Source organism: Candidatus Aminicenantes bacterium (assembly GCA_026393795.1).
GTDB lineage: Bacteria > Acidobacteriota > Aminicenantia > UBA2199 > UBA2199 > UBA2199.
The window spans coordinates 1-17,243 of sequence record JAPKZL010000188.1 but is presented as its reverse complement, the minus strand read 5'-3'; the positions used below and the strand labels follow the sequence as shown (position 1 = coordinate 17,243).

Here is a 17,243-nt window from a genome sequence, read left to right as displayed (position 1 = left end):
GGGGCAAGGCGAAACGCCGGTTCTCGTAGGCAACTACCTTTCCGGCAACGTCGTAGGCATGGTAGGAGATGAAAAATTTCTCCGCCTGGCTCAAGGTATAGGCCGAACCGTTGCGCAGGGAGAATTGGAGCACGATTTTCTCCCCCTGCACCGCCGCGGCATGCCTTGGCCGGCAAGCCATGTCGACGCCCGCGCCTTGGAGGCCGGCAAACGCCGCCAGCAGCAGGAAGAGTAAGTTTGCCCGCCGAAAAGCGCGACCGATTTTCATCGCGGCGGCTCTCCGCGCAATTTTTCGCGGAAAAAATCATCCAGGTTGCGGCTCCAGTCGTTGACGCGAAAATTCAGCTCTCGGACGACCTTGCCGCTGTCGAGGGCCGCATAGGCCGGCCGGACGGCCCGGGTCGGGTACTCCGAGGTCCGGATCGCCCGCAGCGGGACTGCCTTCGCCAGCACGCCCTGCTCCAGGGCCGCGGCCATGATCCGCGCCGCGAAATCGTACCAGGAGATCACGCCGTTGTCGCAGTAATGGTACAGGCCATAGCGCTCGCTGTCAGCGGCGATCAGGCGCACGACGTTGGCGGCCAGGGCGGCGGCGTAAGTCGGCGAGCCGAATTGGTCGTTGACCACGCGGACCTCGTCCGGCCCGGCGAATTTCCTCAGCATGGTTATGACGAAATTGCCCCCGAACACGCCGTAAAGCCAGCTGATGCGGAAGATAAAAGCGGACCGGCAGTTGGCCGTCAGCCGCTTTTCGCCCTGCCACTTGCTTTGCCCGTAGTGCGACTGCGGCCGCGGCGGGTCGCTCTCCAGGTAGGGCCGGGACGAGCGGCCGTCAAAGACGTAATCGGTCGAAAAATGGACCAGTTTGGCCCCCAGCGCCGACGCTAGCCTGCCCAGGTTCTTCGTCCCCAGGGCGTTGACGCGGAAAGCGTTCTCGCTCTCGATCTCGGCCTGGTCCACGGCGGTGTAGGCGGCGCAATTGATGATCCAGGAGATTTTTTTGCCGGCGCTGAAGGTTGCCAGGGAGCGGCGGTCGCCGATATCGACCTCGCGGTCGCTGCCGACGAAAGGTAAGCCATTTTTTTGCAGCTCGAGGGCGATCTGCCGGCCCAGCATGCCTTGGTCGCCGAGCAGCCAGATCCGGTTCGAATCGTTCATTTTCCGGAAAGGGAAAACCCCGGGCCGGAGCGGGTCTTCATGAGGACTCTTCCGCTACCCGCAGCAGATAGTTTCCGTAACCGCTCTTTTGCAGGGGCAGCGCCAGCTGCTTCAGCTGTTCGCGGTCGATCCAGCCGTTGCTGAAAGCGATCTCCTCGATGCAGGCGATCTTCAGGTCCTGGCGATCCTCGATGGCCTTGATGAAGAGTGTGGCGTTGACCAGCGATTCGTGCGTGCCGGTGTCGAGCCAGGCAAAGCCGCGCCCCAGGACCCGGACGCGCAATTTCCCCTTGGCCAGGTAGACGCGGTTGACGTCGGTGATCTCCAGCTCGCCCCGCGCCGACGGTCGGATTGACTTAGCGATGGCGACGACCTGGGGGTCGTAAAAATACAAACCGACCACGGCCAGGTTGGAATGCGGCTGCCGGGGCTTCTCCTCGATGCTCAGCGCCTTGCCGTTGTTGTCCATCTCCACCACCCCGTAGTTCTCGGGATCCTTGACCGCGTAGGCGAAAATGGTCGCCCCTTCCTGGGCGGCCGCTTTCTTCAGCAAATCGGTCAGCCCGTGGCCGTAAAAAATGTTGTCGCCCAACACCAGGCAGACGGGCTCGGCGGCGATGAACTCCTCGCCCACCAGAAACGCGTCGGCCAGCCCGCGCGGCTGCTCCTGGACCCTGTACGAGAAGCGCGCCCCCAGCTGCCCGCCGTCGCCGAGCAGCGCCTTGAAGCGCGGCAGGTCTGCCGGTGTGGAAATGATCAGGATATCCCTGATGCCGGCCAGCATCAGGGTGGAAAGCGGGTAATAGATCATCGGCTTGTCGTATACGGGAAGCAATTGCTTGCACATCACCTGCGTGATCGGATGGAGCCGGGTGCCGTGGCCGCCGGCCAGGATGATTCCCTTCATTGTCCCACCTTCTGGATCGTTTTTTTTGAAAATGTCATGGCTATTCCACCGTGACCGATTTGGCCAGGTTGCGCGGCTTGTCGATGTCGCAGCCCCGCTCCCGGGCGATAAAATAGGCAAAGAGTTGCAGCGGCACCACGTTCAAAATCGGCTGCAGCAGCGGCAGCGTCTCAGGGACACAGATGACGTCGTCGCAAACCTCCTTCACCCGCAAGCAGCCCCGTCCGGCCACGGCCAGCACCCGGCCGTTGCGTGCCTTGATCTCTTGGATGTTGTTGAGCATCTTGTCGAAGGTGCTGTCGGCGGAAACGATGGCCACCGTGGGGAAATCCTCGTCGATCAACGAGATGGGGCCATGCTTCATCTCGCCGGCCGCGTAGCCCTCGGCATGGATGTAGGAGATTTCTTTCAGCTTCAGCGCCCCTTCCATGGCGGTCGGGTAATTGAACTGCCGGCCGATGAACAGGAAGTCCTCATAGCGCGCATAGTTCGCCGCGACGGCCTGGATGTGTTCGATGTCGGATAAAATTTCGCCAACCTGGCCGGGTAGTTTTTTTATGGCCTGGATCACGTCGCTGCCTTCGTTGTAGGAAAGCCCCTGGTAGCGGCCGATCAGCAGGGCCATCAGGGCCAGGATCACCAGCTGCGAGGTGTAGATCTTGGTCGAGGCCACGCCGAATTCGGGACCGGCGTGGTTGTAGACGCCGGCGGCGGTGATCTGCGTGATCGACGACCCGACCACGTTGACGATGCCGAGGATCAGCGCCCCTTTGCGCTTCGCCTCGCGGATGGCGGCGATGGTGTCGGCGGTCTCGCCCGACTGCGACAGGGCAAGAACGGCGGTGCTCTCATCGATTTTCATTCTCCGGTAGCGGAACTCGGAAGCCACCTCCACCTCGATGTGGAGTGCGGTTAGGCTTTCAAAAATGCAGCGCCCGAGAAGTCCGGCATAATAGCTGGTGCCGCAGGAGACAATGATCATTTTCTTGACCTGGCGCAGCCGTTCCATGACCGGCTCGAGCCCGCCCAGCTTGGAAACGCCCTCCGCCTCGATGATGCGGCCGCGAAAGGCGTTCTCGATGCTTTCGGGCTGTTCGAATATCTCCTTGAGCATGAAATGCTCGTAGCCTTTCTTGTCGGCCAGAAAATCGCGCTCGGCGCGGATCTCGATTTCCTTCTGCAAGAACTCGTTGTTCAGGTTCTTGATGTAATAGCCGTCGGCGTTCAGGACCGCCATTTCATCGTCATTAAGCGAGATGATCTTCTGGGTGTAGGGCAGCAGGGCGCTGGAATCGGAAGCGGCGAAATATTCGCCCTCACCGATGCCGATGATGATCGGGCTGCCGCGCTTGACCATGACGATTTTGCGGTCGATGTCGGCGTGTATGACGGCCAGACCGAAGGTCCCCTGCAGGCGTTCGACGGTTTTCAGCACCGCCGTTTCCAGATCGTCGTCGAAATACTTCTCGATCAGGTGGGCCATGACTTCGCTGTCCGTTTCCGAGGCGAAGACATGCCCTTGCGCGATCAGTTCTTCCTTCAGGTCCTGGAAATTCTCGATGATGCCGTTGTGGGCAATGCTGATTTTCGCCCGGCAGTCGCAATGCGGATGAGCATTCTGTTCGGAAGGACGGCCATGGGTGGCCCAACGCGTGTGGGCGATGCCGTAGCAACCGGTGAGCGCCTGCCCCAAGCGCTTTTTTTCCAGGTTGGAAACTTTGCCCACGGCGCGGATGACGGACATATGGTTGTTCTCGGCCACGGCCAGGCCGGCCGAATCGTAACCGCGGTATTCGAGCCTTTTAAGGCCGTCAAGTAGAATGGGCTCGGCACTCCTCGTGCCGCAATAAGCGATTATGCCACACATGACTGCTCCTTGATTTTTTCCATGGGTTTAAAAATGGGTAAGGCTCGGTTTGCCCAGCGGGAAAACGTTGAAACCAATCTTGAAAAGCCGCTGGTGATCGAGGATGTTGCGGCCGTCGAAGATGAACGCCGGTTTCTGCATGACCGAAAAGACCTTTTCGAAATTGAGTTTTTTAAAAATCTCCCACTCGGTGATGACGGCGATGGCATGGGCGTTTTCGACCGCCTGGTAGGGATCGAGCTCGTAGGTCACCCCCTGGTCCTGTCCGGCCAAGTCCTTGCGGGCGTTCTCCAGCGCCTGGGGATCGCAGATCACCAGTGCGGCCCGCTCCTCGAGCAGCTGCTTGGCCACGTAGATCCCCGGCGATTCGCGCGTGTCCCCGGTGTCGGCCTTGAAGGCGAAGCCCAGCAGCACGATTTTCTTGCCGACAATGGTGTTGAACATCTCCTTGATGATCTTTTTCACGAAGCGTTCCTGCTGATAGTCGTTCATGCGGATCACCTTTTCCCAGTAATCGGCCACCTCGTTCAGTCCGTAGCCGCGACAGATGTAGACCAGGTTGAGGATGTCCTTCTTGAAACAGGAACCGCCGAAACCGACGCTGGCCTTCATGAAGCGGGAGCCGATGCGCGTGTCGCTGCCGACGGCGAACGAGATCTCGGCGACGTCGGCGTCGGTTTTCTCGCAGAGGGCCGAGATGGCGTTGATCGAGGAGATGCGTTGAGCTAGGAACGCATTGGCCACCAGCTTGGAGAGTTCGGCCGACCACAGGTTGGTGGTGATGATCTTTTTGGCCGGCACCCAGTGGGCGTAAATGTCGACGATCGTCTGCGCCGCCGCAAGCCCCGACTCGGTCTGCTGCGAACCGATCAGGACGCGGTCTGGTTCGAGCAAGTCCTTGACCGCGGTGCCCTCGGCCAGGAATTCGGGATTGGAGACCACTTCGAAATGGATGTTTTTCTTGTTCTCCGAGAGGATGCGCTCCATGGCCTCGGCGGTGCGCACCGGCAGGGTACTCTTTTCGACAATGAGCTTGGGCTTTTCCGAAAAGGCGACGATCTGGTGGGCGGTCTTTTCCCAGTGCTGCAAGTCGGAAGCCATGCCGGCGCCGAGGCCGAAGGTCTTGGTCGGGGTGTTGACCGAGACGAAGATGATGTCGGCTTCGCGGATGCCGGCGGGGATGTCAATGGAAAAAAAGAGGTTGCGGCCGCGTGCGCCCCGGACCGCATCGAGGAGCCCGGGTTCATAAATGGGCAGATCGTCGGAATTCCAGCGCCCGATCCGCTCCTCGTTGACGTCGACGACGGTCACCTTGTATTCCGGGCATTTCAGGGCGATGATTGCCATGGTCGGGCCACCCACGTATCCGGCCCCGATGCACAGGATGTTCTTGCTGAATGTCATTCCCTCTCCTTTGTTCGCCAGCTTCCGCTCCCCATGCCGCCTGTCCTTACTTGCCATGATAGGCCTTGAACCATTCGCTGAAGCGCGCCACCCCCGTCTCGATGGTCGTGGCCGGGGCGTAGCCCACGTGGCGGCGCAGGTCGGAAATATCGGCGCAGGTCGACACCACGTCGCCGGGCTGCAGCGGTTTGAGCACTTTTTCGGCCTTGCGGCCGAGGTTTTTTTCGATCAGTTCGATGAAATGGAGCAGGCTGACCGGCCGCTGGTTGCCGATGTTGAATAGCAGGTGCGGCGCCGCCGAGGTGGCTGGGTTCGGTTTTTTCCCGTCCCAGGAAGCGTCGCCGGTCGGGATCTTGTTCAGCACCAGCCAGACCCCTTCCACGATGTCGTCGATATAGGTGAAATCCCTTTCCATGTTGCCGAAGTTGTAGACCTCGATCGCTTCGCCGCGCATGATCTTCTCGGTGAAGATATAAAGGGCCATGTCGGGGCGCCCCCACGGGCCGTAGACGGTGAAGAAGCGCAGGCCGGTGGCCGGGATGCGGAAAAGATGGGCGTAGCTGTGGGCCATCAGCTCGTTGGCTTTCTTGCTGGCTGCATAGAGTGAGATGGGGTGATCGACGTTGTGCTGCACGGAAAAAGGCTGGGTCAGGTTGCTGCCGTAGACCGAGGACGAGGAAGCGTAGACCAGATGCCGCACTCGGTGGTGGCGGCAGTTTTCCAGGATGTTCATGAAGCCGAGGATGTTGCTCTCCATGTAGGCCCACGGATTCTGCAGCGAATAGCGGACACCGGCCTGGGCGGCCAGGTGGACCACCAGCTCGGGTTTTTCGTCATTGAAGATCGTGGCGGTCTTTTCGCGGTCCTGCAGATCGGCCTTGTAAAACACAAGGTTTCCCTTCTCCAGCCTGGCCCCGGGTTCGATGCGCAGCCGGTCCGTATCGGCTTCCGAAAAACCCAGTTGGCGCAGGCGGGCGTATTTCAGCTCCACGTCGTAATAATCGTTGACGTTATCGACGCCGATGACCCGGTGCCCCTCGGCCAAAAATCTGCGGGCGCAGTGAAAGCCGATGAAACCGGCAATGCCGGTCAGCAGCACGACCGGCTGGCTGGCCGGTTGTTTCTCATTCTTTGCCTTCATAAAACATTACTCCCTACAAGGACATACCTTCACTATGATTTCAACCAGTTTTTAAGTTGTTGAAATCATCTAGTGAAAGTATACCATCACTTGATGTTTTCCGCGATACCAACACTATAGATTTCGAAATGCCCGGGGGGCAACGAAACCTATCCAGTGTTGGTATAGTCACACCAGATGGTTTCAGCGTCTGGATGAAATTGCTGAAACCATAGTGTGACTACTACCCGAGTTGGCTGAAAACATAGTGATGGTAGACAAAATGAATTCGCGGTTCAATTCCAGCCATTATATAATATGTCTTCGTAAAAACAAAGCCCACCCATTGTTTCGAAGGCAAACGCCGCGGCTTAACCTGCTATCACTTTTAGCAAGAGCGGATAAAAGGGCGAGAAGAAAGAAAAAATACAAATGTATTTCCAGGCGCCCTTTTCGGATCGGATCGTCGCCGACAAATAGCGGAGCAGAAACAGGTAGAGCAGGGTCGGCGGCGTCAGGTAGAGATCAAACTCGCTGATGCCGTTGTCGAATCCCCAGAAAAGGACGATGACGAATTGCGACAAGCCGAAAAGGAACAATACGAAATCTGATGTGGCCAATAAAATCTTCTTTTTCCAATTGCTGATGAACACGAGCAGCGTGAACGAACCGCTGATCAGCAATATCCATGTCCTAGAACCGAAGTAGCCGACCTCCAGAAAATTGACGGCATCGGGAAAATGGATGTTGAGCGGAAGAAAGGAGATGAATTGGCGCCCGTCGAATCCACCGACGGTCGTGTTGAATCTCAGCTGATAGTCGAACAGCTTGATCGCCGCGAAAAAGATGATGAAAACGGTTCCCACGCTGAACAAGATGGCCGAATAATGCTTGAGATAGAAGGCGCTCTTTTTACCTTCCCCGGCCTGGCGTTTAAGCAAAGGCAGTAAAAGGATGGCCGGAAAGGAAAAAAAGGCCGTGCCGTGGAACAATCCCGCTACGACGGCCAGGAGGGCAGAAGCGGTCAGGTACTTGAGATCGCCTTGGACAGCCTCCACGTATTTTTTCGCCGCCAGAAAGGAAAGCATGAGAAAGGGGAGCGCATAATAACGGAATTCGGGGAAGCCGAAAAGCAGCACATTGAAAGCAAAAGTCAAAAACAGTACAAAAAATAGCAGTTTTTTTCTGAAGGAGAGAGCGGTGAAAGAATTGACGAAATAAAACAGGGAAAAGATGAAAAGGACGCCGATGAGCTTTCCGGTGTAAGCCAATGAGGTTTCGGCCCGGACATGGGTCACCAGGTTGGCGAGATGCAAGGTCAACTTGTTCAGCAGCAGGCTCAGCGCTTCGGCAAACGAGATCTCAGACTGATGAAAGTTCAAATTAAGGACCCAGAGTAGGCTGTCGGCGCTGGCCGTTATGGCGAAGGGGATCTTGATCAGGAATATCGGCAGAGCGACGACGACCGGCAAAACAAACGGAAGTTTTTCCCCCTTGCGCCTTAAAGAAAAAATGGCAAACAATAAAAGCAAGACTGCGGTCAACCCAGTATTGAACAAAGCCGTCCGGCCGAAAAATTGCACTGGGGGGTAGAAGTTGAAAGGATTAAGGAATTCGCCCAGGTTCAAAACAAAATAGATGAACAAGGTCAGAAAAAGCAGGAGAATCGGCACGAACAGCATATGCGGGGAAAGGTCGGCCATATTCTCTCTGGCGACGATCAGTGAATAAAGAAAATAGAGGGTCAGCCAGCCGATGCAAAAAAGTAAAAAAAGAAACACAAACTGTAACCAGATAAAAAAAACAGAGTAAACCGGCTTGCGCGCGATGGTGACGTCGATCCGGCTTATGGAGGTCGATTTGGGGAAAAAGCGGATGGAGGTGACGACCAGGTTTTTTTGCAGCGATTTTTTGAAAAGGCTCTCATTCACCTTTTCGGCTTTCTCGACCGCATCATCATAGGTCACAATTTCCAGGCCGTTCATTTTCGGGTGGGTCTGGATGAAGATCCGGCCGGGGCGCAGATTCAAGACGTTCAACTTGCGGTTCTCGCGTTCGGAGTGCTTAAAATAGAGGATGTAATCGGCGCCACTTTTTTGACACGACGTTTGGCAGATCAGGCTCTGGCGCGAGTCGGAATAGAACAGGACCAGCATGCAGGTCAAGGCGAAAAGGATGCCCAGAGAACACATCACCTTTATATGGTGCTTCATTCTTCACCCAAATAAATTACAAAAAAAACATCTCCACCAAAGCCGGATGGTAAATGAAATGCGCCGAGATTACAATAGAGCGAGGCGAACGGTTTACCGAAACCATAAATTGATGAGAACCGGGGCAGCTACTGGAATTTGTCGCTCTTGCTTTTAAGGAACTGCAGGATGTTCGGCGCTTCCAGCGGCGTCAGGCGAGTGATGTCAATTTCTTTCAGCTTCTCGCGGATCTCGATCCAGAGCTTTGTTTTTCCTGCTTCACAGTTAATTTTTCATATTCTTCCTATTTACTTGTACTAGCCCGAAAAAAAATAACCGGCAACTCCAGCGATCAAGGCCACACCATTGTTCATTTTCAGGCAAATATGCTATAATAAATACTGCTTTTGTAGCCAAATTTTCGTTTATCCTCCTCAAAAACCAAAAGAAGGAAGGGTGAGGTTTTGATGAAAATTTACAAGCTTCTTGACCCGGAAAAGATTTTTTGTTTTGCCAGAGTAAAAGATACAACCGATCTTTTTTCCCGCATGGTTCCGCCGACACTTTCCCTGAACGGCAAGGGAAAGATCACCCAGAAGCGGATCATCCATCAACTCATGGAAAGAGAAAAGGTTTCTTCCACAGGGCTGGGAAACGGCATCGCCATTCCACTCCGGACCCAGCTGGGGAACGCCGATTCTCCCGATGAGGTTTATGAAATTCTGGCTGGCAGCGAGGACAAGGAAAAGTACGGGTTCATCAACCTGGGAAAGGCCAGTATTTTTGAGGAGCTCCAAACATCGGAGAATGGGTTGAAGCAGGAGGAGGCCCAGAAGCGCCTGGCGGCCTATGGCCCCAATATCCTGAAAAAGATCAAGCAGACCCCCGCCTACATCAAGCTCCTGAAGAACTTTGTTTCCATTTTTGCCATCCTCCTCTGGATCGGCGGCGGCCTGTGCTTCATCCCCGGCGTGGACATGCCACAATTGGGCTGGGCGATCTTCTGCGTCATCCTGGTCAATGCCGTATTTTCCTTCTGGCAGGAATACCAGGCGGAAAAGGCCATCGAGGCCCTGCGCAAGTTGCTGCCGCAAAAATCCACCATCCTGCGCGACGGCCGGAAAATCGAGATTGTCGCTTCCGAACTGGTGCCCGGCGACATCGTTTTCCTCGAGGAAGGGGACGCCATCCCGGTGGATGCCCGCTTGATCGAAGCCTACGAGATGCAGGTCAACAATTCGTCCCTGACCGGGGAATCCAGGCCCATTTATAAAATGTCGGAACCGATCGAGGACGGAGATGTCCTTTTGTGGACCGAAATGCCGAACGTGATCTTTGCGGGGACTTCGGTCAGCGCCGGCAGCGGCAGGGCCGTCGTCATCGGCACGGGGATGAATACGGAGATCGGCAAGATCGCCAGGTTGACCCAATCGGTCAAAAAAGAATTGAGCCCGCTGCAAAAAGAGATGCAGAAGGTCGTCAACATCATCACCAGTATCTCGGTCGGCCTGGGCATCACCTTCTTCTTTTTGGGGAAAATGGTCGGAGGCTTGTCTTTTATCGGCGCTTTCATCTTCACTATCGGCATCACCGTGGCCAACATTCCCGAAGGCTTGCTGCCTACTTTATCGCTGGCCCTGGCCATGGGCGTGCAGCGGATGGCCAAGCGCAACGTTCTGGTCAAACAGCTTTCCTCGGTGGAAACCCTCGGCTCAACCAACGTCATCTGCACCGACAAGACCGGGACCCTGACTACCAACCAGATCAGCGTCAGCAAAATATTCATCAACCAGAGGATGATCAACGTCAGCGGCGCTTCCTATGAGCCCAAGGGGGAATTCTTCGACGAGAGCGGAAAAACCATTGACCCGGCGATTCTTTGGCAGGACCCCGCCGGCCGGATGTTCTTCGCCTCAACCGTACTTTGCAACACCGCCCACCTCCTCCCCCCCGATGCCGATACCCATTTCTGGCGGATCATGGGCGACCCCACCGAAGGGTCGCTTATCGTATTGGCCAAAAAGGCAGGAATCGATATCGACGCCCTGGCCAGGGAATATCAGCGCGTCGGGCACCTCCCCTTCGAATCGGTCCGCAAGCGGATGTCCACCATCAACCAGAGCGAGGATGGCGGCAAGGTCGCTTTCAGCAAGGGAGCCCCGCTGGAGACCCTCGCGCACTGCAACTCCATTTTGATCGACGGCGAAAAAAGGGAAATGACTGCGGAGGTGCGCCAAACGATCACCCGGCAGAACGATGTTCTGGCCAGGGATGGATTCCGGGTGCTGGCCATCGCCTATCGCGAAGACCCCGAGTTGTCGGGAATGTCCTGCTACAGCAATGAATCGGTGGAAAAATCGCTCACTTTCCTGGCGCTGACGGCCATGATCGACCCGCCGCGGCCCGAGGTTCCCCAGGCGATCGCCGAGTGCCATCAGGCCGGGATCAAGGTGATCATGATCACCGGGGACTACGGCCTGACCGCCATGTCCATCGCCCAGCAGATCGGTATGATCGCTGACCCGCAAAAGGCTGTCCTCGTCACCGGCCAGGAAGTGGCGGACATGGACGATCAGGAATTGAAGGCCATTCTGAAAAAGCCGGTGATCTTTGCCCGCATGGCCCCGGACCAGAAAATGCGCATCGTTTCCTGCCTGAAGGATGAAGGCTACATTGTGGCCGTGACCGGAGACGGCGTCAATGACGCCCCGGCCCTGAAAAAAGCCGATATTGGCGTCGCTCTCGGCTTGCATGCCAACGACGTGGCCAAGGAAGCGGCCAACATGATCATCCTCGATGACAATTTTGCCAGCATCGTGGCCGGCATCGAAGAGGGCCGGGCCGTCTATGCCAATATCCGGCGCTTCGTGACCTATATTTTTGCCAGCAACGTGCCGGAGCTGATCCCCTTCATTCTCTTCGTCATGTTCAAGATCCCCCTGCCGCTGACGGTCATGCAGATCCTGGCCATTGACCTCGGTACGGACCTCATACCGGCTCTCGGCCTTGGCGTCGAAGCCCCGGAGCCGGGGATCATGAATCACCCCCCCCGCTCCGCAAATGAGCGCTTGATCAATACCAGGCTTTTCCTCAGGTCGTACCTGTTCCTCGGGGGGATCGAGGCCGCCCTATGCATGATGGCCTACTACTTTCTCTACTGGACCAACGGCTGGAGATGGGGCATGCCCCTGGCCGCCAGCGGTCCCGTTTACATCATGGCCACGACCATGTGCCTGGCCGGGATCGTCGCTTCGCAGGTGGGAAACGTTTTCTGCTGCCGGACCGACCGGCAATCGATATTCAAGGTGGGGTTTTTCAAAAACAAGCTGGTCCTGTTCGGCATCGTCTCCGAGATCACTCTCATCCTTATTTTTGTTTATACGCCTTTCTTTCAGAGGGTCTTCGGCACGGCGCCCCTCGCCTTCAAGGATTGGGCGTTCCTGCTGACCTTCAGCCCGATCATCCTCCTCCTGGAAGAAGGGAGGAAATGGCTCATCCGCCGCCGGCCGCTCAGAAAAATCAATACCCCGCTGAAAGCGGCCAACATATAACATATCGGTAAAAAAGCCCATTTGCCCGGAAAAAATCAGAATGTCTCCTGCCGGCTTCGGTTTCCCTTCGTTCTTTTTGTTTCGTTATAAGCGGATCATGGGCCGATAGGCAGGCCCTCAGAACCGGGTCCAGCGGAAAGCGATGAGCCTCGCCTCGCCCGCCATTTACGGGTTTTTGATCTTGAAATGGACGATGAACGGTTTGTCCAGCGCGGCGGGAGCGAAGAACCTGATCCGCCAGTTCCCCGGCTGGGCTTTGGCCAGCCGTTCATTGTCCCATTGGTCCCAGAACCAGGCCCTCTTTTCACCGGTTTTCAGCTTCACTCCGGCGAACGGTTCCTTGGCGCTGGTATAGAATTCCTTGTATTTATCCCCGTCGCTCCGTCCGATGATGTAGTAAAACCCAGACAAATCGATGGTCTTGACCTGGGTGTTATTCAACTCGAAGCCGACGGCCTCGCCGGGAGCGTATTCCTCTTTGGTCGTGGAGAGCCGGAATTCCCCTGATGATGCTACAACCACGGGGGATTCCTGAGGCTCGTTCTTGGCGGGATCGGGAAAATCGCTGGACACGACCGGCGCAGCGGGAAGGTTCGTTGCCGCGGAGGTTTTGGCGGCCGACCAGCCGTAAACGATGTTTGCCCAGGTGGTGGTCCCGGCCATGGCCTGCCGCGATTGGGTGAAAAGGTATCCCTCGAAGCGCTGATCATCCTCGGGCAGCCCCTTGGTATCCTTCAGATCGACGTAAAAGACGATCTTGTGCGCCTCTACGCTTCCTTGGACAAAGTGGACTTTTCCGTCAGCAGCGAGATAGTCGCCGAATAGACCGCCGGGAATCCCGGCGGCGCGCAAAACGAGCGTTCCCTCCCAACCATCATGGTTCATCGCCCACGTCCCGAAAAAATCCTGCTTGGTCACCTGCGCGAACGCAAGACGGCCGCCGGCAATCGTCGTGAAGACCAGAAGAACGACGACGGCCGCCATCCGGGGCCGCACGGATAGAACATCGTGTTTTCTCATAATCCCTCCTTTTTATTCTTTGAAGAGCCTTCTGGACGGATTTGCCGCCTCGACTTCCGGCGTGTCTTTTTTCTCCGCTCCAAACGACTTTCAGTCGCGAATCTCGAACTCGACCGAGATGATGTCCGATGTGTACTGCGGGGCGTGGAAGCGGACGCGGTATTTGCCCGGCTTGGCTTCCGGCAAGCCTTCGTCATGACGCCGGTCCCATTCCCATTTCTTGGTCTGACCGGGGGAAAGGGAGAGGTTCTTAAAAAAGCTTTTCTTGCTCCGGAAATAGCGCTGCCATGTCTCCCCGGAGTAGTTTTGAATGATAAAACGGCAGTCCTGCAGACTGGCTGTATTCCGGCCGTTGAGACCCAGGACGAACTTGACGGGGTCGGCACTCCGGACGATCGTCACGGGAATCGACAAGGCCAATCCGCCCGCGTACCCGGCCTGCTCGGGGTAGTCGGTTGACTTGGTCGGCGTCGCCGCCGGCGCTGGACTGACAGGCACTGGGCCGGCCGGATCCTCGATTTCGCCGAACCAGACGCAGGCATAGTTGCCGGAGATGCTCACTCCCATGGCCTTCCAGGGGTGTCCGGCCCAAATGCCTTGTTCGAGGATCACGTTCAAGTGATCGGGGCTGCCTTTCCAGGATGCCATGGCCGAGCCCGGCGTTACACCCAGGCTGTAGAAACTGACGATCTCATATCCGTTCGCGGTGTAGGAAGTCAGCTCCCGGGGCTTGGACCACATGAGAGCAGAGTAGTATTGGTCATCGGTGTAACAAACCGTTGCCCAAACGCCATGGTTCGACCAGCTGTGCATATTGCAGTCTTCCCCTCGGCCATCCTCGCCCGTATCGGGCCGGTTCGTATTGAGGTCGCCGATGTGGAAACGCGCTACTTTCGTCAGAGAAGATGTGACCGCCACCGAAGTCAGGCCATTATCCAGGCGCGCCTGGTTGACCAGATCGGCCAGGGTGCGCTCCGGGACGGTCAAGGGCGTTTCTTGTCCTGCCAGGAGGAAGCCGCCGGCGATAACGATCAAAACGCCCAGGATGAAAGCGCTATGAATTTTCATTCTCATATCCTTACTTAAAGGAAGATCGGTTTTCCCCATGCTTGCATTTTGAGAATATATGGTTAAAATGTCAATAGACGATTGTGAATTACTAGTGAAAATATTGGAAAAAATTTTTTTATTGCATGGAATTTTTTGAAAACCTGGCACCAATTTTGTGCTGCCGTCTATTGACAATGCAGATAAATGCTTTCAAAATGCGAGCATGGGAAAAATCGAATTTCCTAATGTGTCCGCGGGGAAATAAAGGAGGGACTATGAGCAAGAGAATTTCGTGTGTGTTATCGATAACGCTTTGCTTTGCCGCACTGGTTGTGACAATAGGAGTCGGCGAGGCTACCCTGCGTGGCCAAACCGAAACTCCGCCTTGGATCAAGATGAACAACTTCGCGACCATGGACAATCTCAACGCAGTTACAGCCGCCTCCAAGCGGTCGGTCTGGTTCGCCGGGGACAACGGCACGATCCTGAGCTGGGACGGGACGAATTTCAAGGCCTTTAAGGTCGAGCTGTCGGACGGCGTCCGGCTGCGGGCCATCCACATGTTCTCCGCCAGCGACGGTTGGGCGGTCGGCTACAATACCGCCAACTACTACGGGCGTATCTACCGTTTCGACGGGAGAGATTGGAAGCTGTTCACCGAGGAGGGCATCCGGGGGGTCAAGCTGTGCGGCCTCGCCTTTCTCGGCCCCCAGGACGGGCTGGCCGCCGGCGAGGAGGGGCATCTCTACCGTTGGGACGGCCGGACCTGGGCGGACATGACCTCGGCGATCCTGTTCGGAAGCTCCGTCGATTCCGGCCGCTTGAGCCTGGTCACCGACCTCGCGGCTGATCCGGATAAAAGGGTCTACGTCCTGGCCTGCAATTACAAGACCAAGATTTCTCCCGACCGGACCGAGAGAGTTTACGTGCGCCTGGACCTGGCGAAGACTCCGGCGGGAGTTTCCCATAACACGCCTGCCCAGGGCGGCTTTGTCTCCAGCCCAACCGGCAGGCTTTTCGCCGTCCCCGAGGGCAAGTTCCACTACCTCACCCACAAGACCGTCTACACCTTCAACCACGGCTCGCCGACCTATGGGGAAGCGGGCATCCGCTCCTTCGCGTTCAACATCAACCAGGGCATCCTGCACGGTCTATGGCTGTTCGGGAAAGACGACGGCTGGTTCGTCGGGGATTATGGCACAGTTCTGCGCCTGAAACCGGGCCCCCGGAGCCAGACTTATACGCCCGTCCAGGAAAAGCTGAATGACATCTGGATGCTGGACCCGGACTTCGGCTTTATTGCCGGCGACAAGGGGACGGTGCTGATGCGCAATACGCCGGCGGGCGTGGTCCTTGACGTAGTCGCCGACAGGCTGGAATACGAGAGCGGCGCACAAGTCCTCGTCGCCGTCAGCCGGGTCAGCCAGGCGTCCACCGCAACGGTTTCGCTACAGGGAGCCGCCTGGGAGATCAAGAAGGAAACGACACGGGACGAAAGGACGTCCCTGGCCACGGTCTACACGTCTTCTTTGAGCCCGGCTTCGCGGTCCGGCAATCTGCGCCTGGACCCCGGCGAAATACTGACGCTGCAGTGGAACCAGAAGGACAGCCAGGGACGCCTGGTCGGGCCCGGCGCCTATCGGGCTGTTTTCCGCGTCGGCGACCAGGCACCGGGCGTCCGCTTCACCGTCCGGGCGCCTTCGGGGCCGGTGACCTCCTCGGACACGCCCGACATGCACGGCGGGATGACCCTCGAGACGCCGGACGTCCGCTCCACGGGCGAGGTCATCTTTAAGATCGTGAATCACGAGACGCAGGCCGTCGACCTCACCGGCGCGACCTACGCCATTGACATCAAGCGGACGGACGGCATGCACAACTTCTATGCATCGCCCGAGCGCAGCGGCGCCTTCCAGCCGGGGTCGATCGCGGCCGGGAAGTCGTACGTGTGGACATGGAAGCGTCAGGACTCGACCGGCAAGCAGCAGGCCGGGGACGGTCAATACCAACTTGTCGTGATCATGCCGGGGAAATCCCCGGACCGGCTGAGCAAGGCATTCGACATTACGACCGCTGCCTTCGAAAGAAACAAATAGGGCCGCGGCCAGTCAACAACTGCGGAGTCTGGGAAATTGCCCTCATTCTCGCATTCGTTCATATGCCTTTTTTTCAGAGCGTCTTCGTCAAGCCCACTCGCCTCGAAGGATTGGCTGTTCATTTGACCTTCAGCCCGATCATCCTCCTCCTGGAAGAAGGGCGGAAATGGCTCATCCGGCGGCGGCCGCTCAGAAAAATCGACACCCCCGTAACAGTTTCAAATATTTGAAATTCCAGTAAAAAATCCCGCTGCCAATAATCAGGGAAAGCCTTATTGAAACTTGTCGCTCTTGGCTTTCAGGAATTGAAGGATGTTAAAGGCTTCCAGCGGCGTCAGGCGGGAAATGTCGATCTCCTTCAATTTGTCGCGGATCTCGTCCTAAACCTTCATTTCCATGTCCTCGGGGAAAAGGCCGGCCAGTTCCCCGCCCGCAAGGCAGCCAATGTCGATCCCATCGACGCCTTGCGGTACGAGTAACCCTCAGCGAATGTAAATCCTCGCGTTCGTCGTGAAACCGGTGACGGCCCCGCACGTCTTGTTGGCGAACACCTCGACCTTCAACCTCCTGTCTTCCAAAAGCTGCACGCAGACCACATCGGTGTTGGCGGCATGGGTGGTCTCGTACTTCACAAGGCCTCTCGATGGGGTGACGCCTCCGAAATCCGGCGGACTTCCGTGCCCGTTCACCGGACAGCAGAAGGGCGCCGCGCTCCAGGTGCCTCCGCAGGCGATCATGCGTTTCGACGGGTCCCACATGTCGTACACGAACGAGATCTGGGCAACGCCATACAGGTAGCTCGAAGCTTCATAGGTCACCGGCGTGCCTTCGAGGAACCAGCACCCGGACAGCGCCCCGTCGATGTCGAAATCGATCTT

13 protein-coding genes are annotated in these 17,243 nt (G+C 56.9%); 3 read left to right on the top strand and 10 right to left on the bottom strand.

Annotated elements, in window-relative coordinates; genetic code table 11:
* From NTW95_08925 to NTW95_08895, 7 genes are all read right to left on the bottom strand, one after another.
* Positions 1–268: hypothetical protein (locus NTW95_08925; GenBank protein MCX6557533.1), on the bottom strand; the 268-nt coding region annotated here is incomplete at its 3' end.
* Positions 265–1,158 carry a dTDP-4-dehydrorhamnose reductase gene (gene rfbD, locus NTW95_08920; protein ID MCX6557532.1) on the bottom strand — a complete coding sequence of 298 codons (894 nt, stop codon included), beginning with the start codon at positions 1,156–1,158 and terminating at the stop codon, positions 265–267. The genes rfbD and NTW95_08925, both read right to left, overlap by 4 nt.
* A 37-nt stretch (positions 1,159–1,195) precedes the next feature.
* The gene (gene rfbA, locus NTW95_08915; GenBank protein MCX6557531.1) at positions 1,196–2,065 is read right to left on the bottom strand and encodes a glucose-1-phosphate thymidylyltransferase RfbA; all 870 of its coding nucleotides are present in this window, start codon (positions 2,063–2,065) and stop codon (positions 1,196–1,198) included.
* A 40-nt stretch (positions 2,066–2,105) separates the two neighbouring features.
* Positions 2,106–3,932, bottom strand: a complete 1,827-nt coding sequence (gene glmS / locus NTW95_08910; protein ID MCX6557530.1) for a glutamine--fructose-6-phosphate transaminase (isomerizing) — start codon at positions 3,930–3,932, stop codon at positions 2,106–2,108.
* Between the two features lie 27 nt (positions 3,933–3,959).
* Positions 3,960–5,336: a nucleotide sugar dehydrogenase gene (locus NTW95_08905; protein MCX6557529.1), complete on the bottom strand. Its 1,377-nt coding sequence runs from the start codon at positions 5,334–5,336 to the stop codon at positions 3,960–3,962.
* A 46-nt stretch (positions 5,337–5,382) separates the two neighbouring features.
* A complete protein-coding gene (locus tag NTW95_08900) occupies positions 5,383–6,477 on the bottom strand; it encodes an NAD-dependent epimerase (GenBank protein ID MCX6557528.1) in 1,095 nt (364 codons plus the stop codon).
* Positions 6,478–6,827: 350 nt separating this feature from the next.
* Positions 6,828–8,669 carry a hypothetical protein gene (locus NTW95_08895; GenBank protein MCX6557527.1) on the bottom strand — a complete coding sequence of 614 codons (1,842 nt, stop codon included), beginning with the start codon at positions 8,667–8,669 and terminating at the stop codon, positions 6,828–6,830.
* 446 nt (positions 8,670–9,115) lie between these two features.
* Here NTW95_08895 and NTW95_08890 point away from each other — a divergent pair, with 446 nt between their 5' ends.
* The gene (locus NTW95_08890; protein MCX6557526.1) at positions 9,116–12,199 is read left to right on the top strand and encodes an HAD-IC family P-type ATPase; all 3,084 of its coding nucleotides are present in this window, start codon (positions 9,116–9,118) and stop codon (positions 12,197–12,199) included.
* Between the two features lie 165 nt (positions 12,200–12,364).
* Here NTW95_08890 and NTW95_08885 read toward each other — a convergent pair whose 3' ends face one another.
* Together NTW95_08885 and NTW95_08880 are read right to left on the bottom strand one after the other, a co-directional pair.
* Entirely contained in the window at positions 12,365–13,219 is an 855-nt protein-coding gene (locus NTW95_08885) for a hypothetical protein (protein MCX6557525.1), read from the bottom strand.
* Positions 13,220–13,309: 90 nt separating this feature from the next.
* On the bottom strand, positions 13,310–14,287 hold the full coding sequence (locus tag NTW95_08880; GenBank protein ID MCX6557524.1) for a hypothetical protein: 978 nt from the start codon (positions 14,285–14,287) through the stop codon (positions 13,310–13,312).
* Between the two features lie 377 nt (positions 14,288–14,664).
* Between NTW95_08880 and NTW95_08875 the strand changes: the two genes are divergently transcribed.
* Positions 14,665–16,365, top strand: a complete 1,701-nt coding sequence (locus tag NTW95_08875; protein MCX6557523.1) for a hypothetical protein — start codon at positions 14,665–14,667, stop codon at positions 16,363–16,365.
* Positions 16,366–16,640: 275 nt separating this feature from the next.
* Entirely contained in the window at positions 16,641–16,844 is a 204-nt protein-coding gene (locus tag NTW95_08870) for a hypothetical protein (protein ID MCX6557522.1), read from the top strand.
* A gap of 3 nt (positions 16,845–16,847) precedes the next feature.
* Here the strand turns inward: NTW95_08870 and NTW95_08865 are convergent.
* Positions 16,848–17,243, bottom strand: a 396-nt coding sequence (locus tag NTW95_08865; protein ID MCX6557521.1) for a hypothetical protein, incomplete at its 5' end; no start/stop codon positions are given.